This is a genomic window from Sulfitobacter sp. (assembly GCF_036961165.1).
Taxonomy (GTDB): Bacteria; Pseudomonadota; Alphaproteobacteria; order Rhodobacterales; family Rhodobacteraceae; genus Sulfitobacter.
Window position 1 is genome coordinate 15,578 of record NZ_JBALVJ010000047.1, and the last position, 11,969, is coordinate 27,546.

Below are 11,969 nucleotides of genomic sequence, written 5' to 3' on the forward strand. Positions count from 1 at the left end.
GCGAACAGGAAAGACTCTCCCATGACCGAACCAGCTCCGATTCTTTATGCTCCGCGTGAGCCGATTTTCCCGCGCCGTGTCACCGGCGTTTTTCGGCGTTTCAAATGGGCGATTATGATTGTCACGCTTGGCATCTACTATCTAACCCCGTGGATCAGATGGGACCGTGGCCCGAACCTGCCCGATCAGGCGGTTCTGGTGGATATCGCCAGCCGCCGGTTTTATTTCCTCTGGATCGAGATTTGGCCACACGAGTTCTACTTCGTCGCCGGTCTGCTCATCATGGCGGGCCTTGGGCTATTCCTGTTCACCTCCGCGCTTGGGCGCGTCTGGTGTGGCTATACCTGTCCGCAAACTGTCTGGACGGATCTGTTTATTCTGGTTGAGCGTTGGATCGAAGGGGATCGCAACGCGAGGGTACGTTTGCACCATGCTAAATGGGATGTGCGCAAGTGGCGCCTGCGGCTGACCAAATGGCTGGTTTGGCTAGGTATCGCTGTGGCGACGGGTGGCGCTTGGGTCTTTTACTTTACCGATGCGCCGACACTGCTGCGCGACCTTTTCATGCTGTCAGCCCACCCTGCCGCCTATATCACCATCGCGATTTTGACCCTAACGACATTCGTCTTTGGCGGCTTCATGCGAGAGCAGGTCTGTATCTACATGTGTCCTTGGCCGCGCATTCAGGCTGCCATGATGGACCCTGACACAATCACCGTAGCCTACCGCGACTGGCGCGGGGAGCCACGCGGCAAAGGAAGTGCGCGCAAACGGGACCGTGCTGCCGCAGAGAAGGCCGAACGCGAAGCGCAGGCCGCGGGTCCTGGCACCGTGCGCTATAAGGCCACACCCTATCCCAACGCACCGATTCAGTTGACCGGCGGCACCGCAAAGCTTGCTGGACCGTCACAAGAACACGGCGATTGCATCGACTGTATGGCCTGCGTCAACGTCTGCCCGATGGGCATCGACATTCGCGATGGCCAGCAGATGGAATGCATAACCTGTGCGCTGTGTATCGATGCCTGCGATGACGTGATGGACAAGATCGGTAAGCCACGCGGTTTGATCGACTATATAGCCTTGTCCGATGAAGCGGCCGAGCGGGCAGGCGGCGCGCCAAAATCCATCTGGCGGCATGTCTTCCGCCCTAGGACGATCCTTTACACCGCGCTTTGGTCGCTCATCGGCGTCGGGTTGGTCTATGCGCTCTTTATCCGCAGCGATATTGAGCTGACAGTCAGCCCTGTGCGCAATCCGACCTATGTTGTCCAATCTGATGGGGCGATCCGGAACATCTATGACGTGCGCCTGCGTAACAAACTGGGTGATGATCGCACCTTCCACCTGAGCATTGCCAGCGATGCGACGTTGCGGATCGAATTGCAGGGGCGCGGCGGTGAATTGACTGTACCGGTGCCTGCCGATACCACCATCTTGCAACGCGTATATGTCTCGGCCCGTGCGCAAGATCCCGCAGCGACCTCGCACACCATTGACCTGCGTATCTGGGTCGAAGATCTGGGCAGTTCCGAGCGTGCCAGCCGCGCCACCACATTCAATGGGAGAGTACAATGACAACCGAGATCAAAGGATGGCATGTCCTCACCGGTTTTATTCTGGCGTTTGGCTTGGTCGTTGCCGTCAATCTGACGCTTGCCTATCAGGCCGTTCGGACTTTTCCGGGGCTTGAGGTTAAGAACTCTTACGTCGCTAGCCAGACGTTTGACGCCGACCGCGCCGAGCAGTTGGCGCTCGAGTGGGATGTGTCTGCCACTCTGGTCGGGAATGAGCTGCGCCTGATTATTTTGAAAGACGGCAGAGCCATTTCGCCAAAAATCGACGAGGCAACCTTTGGCCGCGCGACCCATGTAGGGCAGGACCAGACACCGGATTTCGCTTTTGACGGCAAGGCTCTGCACGCCACTGTCGCGGGCGGGGAGGGGAACTGGAACCTGCGGATCAAGGCGCGCTCTGATGGCGGATCGCATTTTCAGCAACGTATCATCGTCGAAACAAAGCCATGACATCTGCCTGCCCAGCCTGTGCTGCGGGTCCGGCGGCCTCTGCAGTTGCAGCGGGACCGGCGTTGCAATTCTCGCTGCCAACTATCCATTGCGCTGCATGTATCGGTAAAATTGAGCGTGGCCTGGGTGATGTCATCGGCATTCAGGCGGTGCGGGTGAACCTGTCGCTCAAGCGGCTGTCCGTCACTGGCCCCGCCGATCCTGACCGTATTCTCAGCGCTATCGTCGATCTGGGCTATGAGGCCTATCCGCTGGACATGGGCGTGCTCAATAAAGCGCGCGACGATCAGGGCCGCGGTTTGTTGACACGGATGGCCGTGGCAGGCTTTGCAATGATGAACGTCATGCTGTTGTCCATCGCTGTGTGGTCCGGGGCTGAAGATTCCACGCGCGATATGTTCCACATGATCTCGGCGGCGATTTCCCTGCCTGCGGTTGCCTATGCCGGCCAGCCCTTTTTCTTCAACGCGTGGGCGGCGCTGCGTGTGGGCAAGCTGAACATGGATGTGCCGATTTCACTGGCTATCCTGCTTGCTGCTGGCATGTCTTTGTATGAGACGTTCAACAGTGGTGAACATGCCTATTTCGACGCTGCTCTTTCGCTTACGTTCTTCCTGCTTATCGGTCGCTATATGGATCACCGCACGCGTTCGGCTGCACGCTCTGCTGCGAAGGAGCTGACCGCGCTGGAGGTGCACACCGCAGAGCGGATGCGCGATGGCAAGGTGCAAACTATTCGCGCGGCAGATTTGGTTGTGGGCGATATCGTGTTGGTCCCAGCGGGCGCACGCGTACCTGTGGACGGGACGTTAGAGAGCGATACTGCTCTGCTGGACCGCTCGATCCTGACGGGTGAGATTGCAGCGGTGACGTCGGAAACTGGCATGCCATTGCAAGCCGGCGAGATCAATCTTTCAGCCCCTTTCCAGATGCGAGCTACAGCGGTGGGAGAGGACACATCCCTGCGCCGCATGGCAGCGATGGTCGAAACGGCCGAGAATGCGCGCAACAGCTACACCGCCTTGGCTGATCGCGCTGCAGCTTTCTATGCGCCTGCTGTGCATCTGCTTTCTTTGGCGGCGTTTCTGGTCTGGCTCGCAATCTCGGGCGACGTGCGTTACAGCCTGAATATCGCCATTGCTGTGCTTATTATCACGTGTCCATGCGCGCTTGGCCTTGCGGTGCCTGCCGTCTCGACTGCTGCTATCAGCAGGCTCTTCTCACACGGTTTTTTGGTCAAACATGCCACTGCGTTGGAGCGTTTGGCCGAGGTGGACCAAATCGTTTTCGATAAGACCGGCACATTGACCCAACCGTCTGTCATCCTACCGGACGCTCTTGGCGCAGAAGACCGCGCGGTGATCAAAGCGCTGGCACAGGCTTCGCACCATCCGATGTCCAAGGCGATCGTAGCTACCCTCAGAGATGCAGCGGCAGCCGAGCTGCACGGCATCACAGAGGTGTCCGGTGACGGGATCACCGCGCAACTGGGTGACCAAACTGTGCGACTGGGCCGTGGCGCGTGGCTGGGTGCGAATTTCGTAGGGCTCGGGTTTCGCCGAGGCAACACAGCGGCGGTTAAGCTTGAAGCTTCGGAGACCTTGCGCCCCGGCGTGAAGGAAGCTTTGGCGGGCTTGAACCTGCCAAGCGAAATCATGACTGGAGATGCCGATGAGCCTGCGCAAAGGCTTGGCGATGAATTGGGTCTGCCGGTCACCGCTCAGGCGCGACCGGCCGACAAGAAACGCAGGCTTACTCAGCTGGCCGACCAAGGTCACCACGTGTTGATGATCGGTGATGGGTTGAACGATACGGCCGCCCTTGCGGCAGCTCATGCGTCGATTGCTCCGGCCACCGCGCTGGAAGCATCGCGCTCTGCGGCGGATGTTGTAGTGCTGAAAGAGAGTTTTGCCGAACTGCCGCTGGTGCTGGTGGTGGCGCGTGCGACACGGTTGCTATCAAAGCAGAACTTTGCAATCGCGGCGGTGTATAATATGATCGCTGTACCGATTGCCCTTGCAGGCTATGCCACGCCGCTGGCGGCAGCTTTGGCGATGTCGGCATCGTCAATCACGGTTTTGCTCAATGCCCAACGTATGAGGTGGATGTCATGAATGTTCTGGTTATCCTGATCCCTGTGTCCCTCATTCTGGGCGCTCTTGGACTGGTTGGATTTCTTTGGACCGTGCGCTCGGACCAGTATGATGACGACAAGGGTAATGCCGCACGGATACTGCTGGACGACGACTAAGCGGGCTTAACGCCGCTTACCGGATTTCTCGGGCCGCTTGTTGCCACGGGCACCTGTTAAGGTTGGCGTGTTCTCACGGTTCTCATTGGAAAGCTTGCGCCAACGATCCAACCTATCAGCATCTAGCGTGCCAGCCTTTATAGCTTCCTGCACCTTGCAGCCGGGTTCATGCAGGTGCGTGCAATCCCTGAACTGGCACTGTGGCGCAAGCTCGGTGATCTCGGCAAAAAGCACATCCAGCCCTGCCGCCACGTCGCTTACATGTAGGGTTCGCATGCCGGGCGTATCAATGACCCAGCCGCCTGTTGCGATGGCGTGCAATGAACGGGATGTGGTCGTATGCCGCCCTTTCGCGTCGCCCTCTCGGATGCCGCCAGTCAGCTGTGCTTCTTCCTGCGGCTTGGCCGCAAGAGTGTTCAGCAAGGTCGACTTCCCCACACCGGATGACCCGACAAGCGCCACGGTCTGCCCCTCGCCGCACCACGGCGCCAGCGTTGTCACGGCTGACTGCGTTTTGGCGTTGAGCGTCACGACCTCCAGATCGCGCTGTAAGGCGGCAGCTTGTTGTTGATAGGGGGAGGCATCCTCGACTTGATCCGCTTTGGTCAGCACGATAACGGGCCGTGTGTCGGCCTCGTTCGCCAAGGCCAGATAGCGCTCTAGCCGCGCAGGGTTAAAGTCATCATTGCATGAGGTCACGATGAACAGCGTGTCCAAATTGGCCGCAATCAGTTGAGGCGTGCGTCCGCCCATGGTTTGCCGCTCCAGCAGCGATTGCCGGTCAAGTCGGCGCACCAAAAGATTGGTGTCAGGCTCTGCCAGTATCCAGTCCCCAACCGCGAAATCTGCGGTGTTCATGCGCGGAGCCAGCTTGAGCTTTACCGGCCCGAAGATGGACTCTGCAGTCATGCGCGAGCGGTGCACAGTGGCAATGCGCAAGCGGGCTAGATTAGCTTCGTCCGCAGCCAGTTGTTCTTCATAGAAGTCAGACCAGCCAAGGGCGGGCAATGAATGGATCGCGAGAGATGGTTTGTTTTTCACGAGTACCTGAATGATCGCGCGCTTGATTTGATGCAAGCGTTTCTACGGCTCTCATGCGATTTTGCCCACGGAAAACACTCTTTTCATCACAGCACCCAGATGCGAAACACAGACATGTCAAAGAAAACCCTAAACGAGGCCAATCTCGCTGCCCTTGGGGCCGAACGCCTTGCCGCTTTGTTGATTGAGGTCAGTACCGGCAGCGCAGAGATAAAGCGCCGCCTGCGGCTGGAGTTGAGCCATAACCTTGGACCGGACGAGTTGGCCCATGACGTGCGCATGCGTCTGGCGTCCATCCGTCGGTCGACCAGCCGTGTCGGCTGGCGCAAGCGAAAGGCGCTCATTAAGGATTTGACCACGCAGTCGGACATGATCACGGGTAAAATTGCGCCTGATGCGCCTGCGCAGGCGTTTGACCTGCTGTGGCAGTTCATCGAACTTGCACCGTCTGTTTATGAACGGGTTGATGACAGCCGTGGAGAAGTCGGGGATGCGTTCCGCGCGGCGCTTGCGCATTTTGCGGATATCGCGCCGCGCGCGTTGGTTGGTCCAATCGATCTGGCCGAACGGACATGGGACGCTTTATGCGACAACATATATGGTGAATTTGACGGGATCATCACGCTGCTCGCGCCCACCTTGGGCGATGTGGGGCTTGAGCGGCTGAAGCAGCTTGTCCAGTCTTATGCGCAAACCCCGGCAGAACGGCCGCAGGACCACGCGGCGCTCCAGTTTTTGCGGGATCTACGTAGCAGCAGCGGTGATTTCGCGTCTGAGCAGAAGGCGCGTCTGGTGAAGGCGAGTTTGCAAGAAATCGCCTCGGTCCAAAGAGATACGGACGGCTTTATCGCGCAGTATTCCAATGCAGAGATGAAGCGGCCCGCCGTTGCTGCGCAGATCGCGGATTTGTTGCTCTCTGAGGCGCGCGCAGCGGAAGCGTTTGACGTCCTTACTGGTACGCATCCAGAGGGGGACCCGCGTTGGGACAGTGCCTATATCAGATGCTTGCTGGCATTGGATCGTGTTTCTGAAGCCCAAGACCACCGCTGTGCTTGCTTTTGTGAAACGCTGGATTCGCAAATCTTGCGCGACTACCTCAAGCTGATTCCGGACTTTGAGGACATCGAAGCGGAGGATCAGGCAAAAGCCCATGCTCTAGCCTTCGATGATGTAACGGCTTCACTGCAATTCTTTATATCTTGGCCCGATCTGTCCTCTGCGGCGCAACTTATTGAAAGCCGTCCGCAAGAACTGGATGGCAAGCCGTCAGAGCTTCTGCTCCCGGCGGCGGACGCCTTGCGCAGCAGGTATCCGCTCGCGGCTGTCCTGTTGTGGCGGGCGATCATCGACCGCGCGCTTTGGGAAGGCCAGTCTTCGCGCTATGCTCAGGCAGCAGATTGCATCATGGACTGCGCGGCGGCAGACGCCGATATCAGTGACTATGGGCGCTTTGCCTCTCACGATGCATATCTGGAAAACCTTCGTAACCAGTATAAACACAAGGCATCGTTCTGGGCGCGGGTTCCCTGAACGACGGAACTCCGTACGGGTCAGGGAATTCTTAATGAAGCCGCGCTAGGGTCGGGGAAAGCCACCATAGCGGAGCATGTCGTGTCTCATCTAGATCCCTCAATAAAAGGCCGGATTACGGTGTTCCACATCTGCATTGTGGTAATGTAATTTGCGCTCACAATTGCCGCATGGCAGTTTTCTAAACACCAGATTGATAAGCGGGTTGGCCTGCGGTTCGAAGCGTCGCGGGATCAAGTTTTGGCCCTGATATCAGAACGTATGGCCAAATATGAAGATGCTCTTTGGGCTGGTGTCGCGGCTGTCAAATCCCATGGCGGTGATATCACATACCCAGCTTGGCATGAATTTGCGCGGACACTACGCATTGATGAAAGATACCGCGGCATCAACGGGATCGGCATCATTCACATTAAAACGCCTGACCAGATTGACGAATATCTGGCCAACCAGCGCGTCGACAGACCCAATTTTGATATCTATCCCCAACATGACCAGCCCGTCTTCATGCCGATTACTTTTATTGAGCCTGAGGACGTAAATGCTGCGGCCATCGGGTTGGACCTGGCGCATGAAACGAACCGGCGTACAGCTGCCTTGCTGAGCCGTGACACTGGCCTGGCGCAGATCACTGGGCCGATCAAGCTGGTCCAAGATGCAGGGCATACCCCGGGGTTCTTGTTCTATGCTCCTTTCTATAGGGGCGGGCCGCATCATGATAAGGCGGCGCGGAAAAACTCCTTTGCGGGGCTGTTTATGCACCATTTGTCGTCCAGAAACTGATGGATGGGCTGCTCGCCAAAGACCTGCGCCACGTACGTTTCAGCATTATGGATGGTGATGAGGTGATCTATGACGAACATTCTGTCGAAGATCCGATGGCGGACGTTGACCGAATATTTTCAGAGAAAATCAGCGTGAATTTATATGGCATGGATTGGCTCTTGGATATGCGGTCCGACCTTGCGTTCAGGCAAGACAACGCGCAGCTCAAACCGGAGCTAATACTTGTGGCAGGCCTTATCAGTGAAGGGTTCATTGTGGCCCTGCTGTTCATGATGGCACGAGCCAACCGCCGCGCAGTTGCCTATGCGGACATTGTGACACAGCGCTTGAAAGAAAAGAGCGCCAAGCTGGCCTATACCAACGAACAACTCTCGGAGAAGAACGAGCAGCTTGAGCAATATGCATACGTTGCGTCGCATGATCTTAAAACGCCCATCCGTGGCATAGGTGGGCTAACAGAGATGGTTCAGGAGGATCTTGAGGGCTATTTTAACTCACCGGATGCGAACCCTGAAGTGCGTGAATTGCCATGCCGCATATTAGAGCGCGTTGAGCGTATGCACCAACTGACAGGCGGCATTCATCAGTTCTCCCAAATCGTCACTGTGGCAGTCCAGAATGAACCACTTGATTTGACTGCACTTGTTGCCGGGCTGCGCGTCGACTTTGGATTGTCAGATGAACAGGTTGTCTTGATAGGAGACTGCAAGGTTATGGATGTTGATACGATCAACTTCCGTGGTGTTCTAGAAAACCTTATTGGCAACGCCATCAAGTATCACGATGGCTCGAAGCCTCTTGAGATTACTGTGAGCGCTATGAGATTTGGTGACAACGCTCATGTAAGTGTGGCTGACAATGGACCGGGCATAGATCCCAAATTCCATGATCGCATATTTGATGTTTTCCAGACATTGCGCAGGGCCGATATACCTGAGAGCATAGGCATCGGGCTGGCGATCGTTAAAAAATCGGTTGAGCGGCATGGCAATTCACTAAAGTCAAAATCCTCTTTGGGAAATGGCGCCATGTTTAGTTTTGACTGGCCGACTGTGGCTGGCACAAACGTGAACCGCACGACGACACAGGCTGTGTGAAATGACCGAAGAGATGACAATTTTGCTGGTTGAGGACAACGACCTCGACATTGAGTTTTTCAAGCGCGGGCTCAAGCGGGCTGGGATATCTCATCCCCTAGTAACCGCCCGTGACGGCGAGGAAGCACTGCGGGTTTTGAATAGCAATCTGCATGAACGAACTCTTTCGCATCCTTTTGTTGTATTGCTGGACATCAACATGCCGCGCATGAACGGACACGAGTTTTTAGAAGCCGTGCGCGCCTCCGACGAACTGAAAAGTTTGAGGGTTTTTGTCTTCACGACATCGCAGAATAAGAAAGATGTGAATTTAGCGTATCAGCAAAATGTTAGCGGATATATCGTCAAGCCAAATACATCGGTCGAGCTTGTCGAGGTCCTTCGAGGGCTGCATGAATTCTGGATATTGTGCGGGAATCCCTCAGAACCAAACCATCAATATGGCTGAGCCGGTTTCTCAAGGATAAGCAGATCACGCGTTTTTTCCGCCTGGTTAGTGCATATCTGCTATAGCCGTCAGAAATTCCTATCCCATTGTGGCAATTGCTTGATTGGGCTGCATTACGTCGCTACCCCATTAGCCAATGAGGATTCAGGCATGAAGATTTGCGCCATTACAATGGTCTACCGTGATTACTGGGCTCTGGCGCAATGGTATCGGCATTATGGCGGTCATATTGGCCATAAGAACCTCTATGTGATTTCGCACGGATACGATCCTGAAATTGCAAAAATCTGCCCTGAGGCCAGCATCATCAACATTCCGCGCGACGAGCTTCGGCACTTTGACCGCGTGCGTTTGCGGCTGATCAACGGGTTTCAGTCGGGCTTGGGCAACATCTATGACTGGGTGATCCAAACCGACGCGGATGAACTGGTGTGTTTTAATCCGGCAACCTACGGTTCTTTTGAGGAACTGTTCGAATCCACTAAAGCCCCAGCGTTGTTTGCCTTGGGTCTGAACCTTGCCGAGGTTGAGGGGGATGTGCCTCTTGGACCCGAAGACAGTGCTTTAGCCCACCGGAATATTGCGTGTATCACCGGAAATTACAGCAAAGCGTGGGCGGTGCGCAAAGCGTTGCCTCTGCGCTGGCACGGTGTTTTTTGCGGATACCGCAAGACCGAAGATTTCCCCTTCGAGATGCCTAACGACGTCTATTTCGTGCACCTCAAACACGCTAATTCCGACGCTCTCAAGGAAACGAATGCTGTGCGTCAGTCTGTTGCTAATACCGTGGGTGAAGACTGGAATGTGAACGGTTGGGCAAATCCTGATTTCCACGCAAAACGCTTCTTCCGAAAATTGGCCGCCGCTAAAGATCTATCTTGGGCGGAAGCTGTTGCGCTGGGCTACAGCGAAATTCGTGACAATCCGGTGCGGGACCCGAAGCGCGGGATCGTTAAACCGCCTTTCATCAACTATGTCTGCCGCACGATCCTTCCAGAGTGGTTCCGCGATATATAGCGCACTGGCCCCTTGATGGAGCCGCGCACTTCGCTCATAACGTCCACGAACGTCGGCATGGCACTCTCTCACGGCTAGCTGGTTTGATGGTATTTGAGGGTAAGGATAAAAGTCTTTGCCATACACGTGCTGATGTTCTTGCGGCTCCGTAGCTCAACTGGATAGAGCAAGGACCTTCTAAGTCCGAGGTTGAGGGTTCGATTCCTTCCGGGGCCGCCAAAATCTAAGCTTCATTGCCAATGGGGCATAAGAGTGCAAATTCTGCACGTTTCGTGCAAATCGGTGTCAAGAAGTTTGTTTTTGCAAATAATATATCGATTTTTCGCCGGATCTGTGCATTTTTGCAGGGTTGGACGGCGACGTTTTAGCAAGATTTATGGCAGGAGCGTCGACTCGACCTCAGCGTTTCGGGCCAGACAGGGCGTGTTTCACGACTGCTTCGACCTCTTCGCGTAGGTAAAGTGCTCCAAAGTCTTGACCGGACGGTGCGAATGCCCTGACCTTTGCCGCTTTGAGCCGCGCAATCAGTGATCTCTTATGTAGGCCGAATTCCCGCTCCATCGTCGCCGCCGTCAGGAAGCGCTTGTGAAACTCCGCCACGTCCGCTTGGGATAGGTAAACGCGCATCCCACCCCATTTCGGATGTGGCATGCGCGTTGCTGGGGTCTGCCCTGCGGCCGCAAGTTTCTCGAACCAGCCCTCGCTGCGCATCCCGACAGTGCGCGCGAAAACCGCGGCGCTGATCATTGTCGATCCAGCCTTTTCTTGTTTGGCTGGTATCATTTCATTGATTTCCAGCTTCAGCACGCTGAACCCGGCGTATCCCCATAGATCCTCGCTTCGACCAATCTGAAGTCGCCGCGCCCGTATGGCGGAGATAATTGTGCCGACGCTCACATCAGAGCGACGTTTGGCCTTCTGAATCTCTTCCCAGCGATCGTCACTTGGATCGATTTACTTTGCCATCCCCTGGAGTTCGGCGACCAGTGCGCTCCCATCCGAGACCCTCCAAGGGAATTTAATCGTTGAAATGTCGATCCTCGGCTTCAGGATGTTGTTCTCAACAAGCGACGCGAACTGCCGCCGTGTCGCGCCAATCTGTCGTTGCATTTCTCGTGGGCCAACAAGCGTTGGAATGTCAGCAATAAGTTCCGCATTCGCTTCTGCATCAAAGGTCTTTCGCGATGCCGGTCGATTGTCATCTGGCGCGATCGCACCGGCATGAACCAAGAACTGCTCAAGCAGATCCGCGCCGATGCCGGTCTGACGCGCTGCGGTCGAAAGTGAGTGCAACTGTCGTTCCTTCTGAATGAAACCAAGGACGTCTTCGCCGGCGGCAACAGGCCAGATGTCTACGATGCAGTCACGTAAGATTTTTCGGAAAGGGGCAAAGTCGGCTTTGTTGAGGTGGGCTTGGCTCAAGTCGAGGTAGATCTGACCAAAAGCTTTATTTGGTTCATCATTATGGCCAACTGCGCGTGCAGCAAGTGCGTTCAGCGCGCCGCGTACTCTGGCCTCGCCATGGCGTGCGACATCGAAACCGACATCATGAGCAGGCGTGTCAACCGCAACTCCATTCGCACTTGGAGAGCCGGGCAAATGCTGAAGTTCTGTCCCCAGCAGCTTACAGAATGTTGTTGCCGCATATAGGGATTTATCAGCGAGCCAGGTGTCGTCTGCTCCGGTGTTCAGGCGACCGGTCAGCCAAAGATCGTACGGTGAAGTGGTCCTGCTTTTTAGGACAGTTTTGCGGCTTGGCTAAGATGCATCTG

The 11,969-nt window shown here is 55.8% G+C and carries 12 protein-coding genes and 1 tRNA gene; 10 read left to right on the forward strand and 3 right to left on the reverse strand.

The genetic code is table 11. The features are described 5' to 3' along the window. The first annotated feature begins 21 nt into the window (after nt 1–21). The 4 genes from ccoG to ccoS are packed head-to-tail and all read left to right on the forward strand — an operon-like array spanning nt 22 to nt 4,278. Nucleotides 22–1,578, forward strand: coding sequence for a cytochrome c oxidase accessory protein CcoG (gene ccoG, locus V7730_RS16400; protein WP_335748676.1), 1,557 nt, complete (start codon nt 22–24; stop codon nt 1,576–1,578). Further along, nucleotides 1,575–2,027 carry a FixH family protein gene (locus V7730_RS16405; RefSeq protein ID WP_335748677.1) on the forward strand — a complete coding sequence of 151 codons (453 nt, stop codon included), beginning with the start codon at nt 1,575–1,577 and terminating at the stop codon, nt 2,025–2,027. The genes ccoG and V7730_RS16405 overlap by 4 nt, the downstream gene beginning before the upstream one ends. Continuing rightward, the gene (locus V7730_RS16410) at nt 2,024–4,141 is read left to right on the forward strand and encodes a heavy metal translocating P-type ATPase (protein WP_335748678.1); all 2,118 of its coding nucleotides are present in this window, start codon (nt 2,024–2,026) and stop codon (nt 4,139–4,141) included. The genes V7730_RS16405 and V7730_RS16410 overlap by 4 nt, the downstream gene beginning before the upstream one ends. Continuing rightward, nucleotides 4,138–4,278 (forward strand): cbb3-type cytochrome oxidase assembly protein CcoS, encoded by a 141-nt coding sequence (ccoS, locus tag V7730_RS16415; RefSeq protein WP_335748679.1) that lies wholly within the window; start codon nt 4,138–4,140, stop codon nt 4,276–4,278. Before V7730_RS16410 ends, ccoS begins: the two co-directional genes overlap by 4 nt. A gap of 6 nt (nt 4,279–4,284) precedes the next feature. On the opposite strand, the gene rsgA is transcribed toward ccoS, so the two are convergent. Then, nucleotides 4,285–5,319, reverse strand: coding sequence for a ribosome small subunit-dependent GTPase A (gene rsgA / locus V7730_RS16420; protein ID WP_335748680.1), 1,035 nt, complete (start codon nt 5,317–5,319; stop codon nt 4,285–4,287). Nucleotides 5,320–5,433: 114 nt separating this feature from the next. On the opposite strand from rsgA, the gene V7730_RS16425 reads away from it, so the two are divergent. From V7730_RS16425 to V7730_RS16450, 6 genes are all read left to right on the forward strand, one after another. Continuing rightward, a complete protein-coding gene (locus V7730_RS16425; RefSeq protein ID WP_335748681.1) occupies nt 5,434–6,849 on the forward strand; it encodes a DUF6880 family protein in 1,416 nt (471 codons plus the stop codon). 240 nt (nt 6,850–7,089) lie between these two features. Next, complete coding sequence (locus V7730_RS16430) at nt 7,090–7,632, forward strand: CHASE domain-containing protein (RefSeq protein WP_335748682.1); 543 nt, start codon at nt 7,090–7,092, stop codon at nt 7,630–7,632. After that, complete coding sequence (locus V7730_RS16435; RefSeq protein WP_335748683.1) at nt 7,632–8,732, forward strand: sensor histidine kinase; 1,101 nt, start codon at nt 7,632–7,634, stop codon at nt 8,730–8,732. Before V7730_RS16430 ends, V7730_RS16435 begins: the two co-directional genes overlap by 1 nt. 1 nt (nt 8,733) lies before the next feature. Then, a complete protein-coding gene (locus tag V7730_RS16440; protein WP_335748684.1) occupies nt 8,734–9,180 on the forward strand; it encodes a response regulator in 447 nt (148 codons plus the stop codon). A gap of 150 nt (nt 9,181–9,330) precedes the next feature. After that, nucleotides 9,331–10,197 (forward strand): glycosyltransferase family 2 protein, encoded by an 867-nt coding sequence (locus V7730_RS16445; protein WP_335748685.1) that lies wholly within the window; start codon nt 9,331–9,333, stop codon nt 10,195–10,197. Nucleotides 10,198–10,339: 142 nt separating this feature from the next. Continuing rightward, nucleotides 10,340–10,416: transfer RNA gene (locus V7730_RS16450), tRNA-Arg, on the forward strand. Between the two features lie 180 nt (nt 10,417–10,596). Here the strand turns inward: V7730_RS16450 and V7730_RS16455 are convergent. Together V7730_RS16455 and V7730_RS16460 are read right to left on the reverse strand one after the other, a co-directional pair. After that, nucleotides 10,597–10,980, reverse strand: coding sequence for a hypothetical protein (locus tag V7730_RS16455; protein WP_335748686.1), 384 nt, complete (start codon nt 10,978–10,980; stop codon nt 10,597–10,599). A 171-nt stretch (nt 10,981–11,151) separates the two neighbouring features. After that, nucleotides 11,152–11,796: a hypothetical protein gene (locus V7730_RS16460; protein WP_335748687.1), complete on the reverse strand. Its 645-nt coding sequence runs from the start codon at nt 11,794–11,796 to the stop codon at nt 11,152–11,154. Nucleotides 11,797–11,969 lie beyond the last annotated feature (173 nt).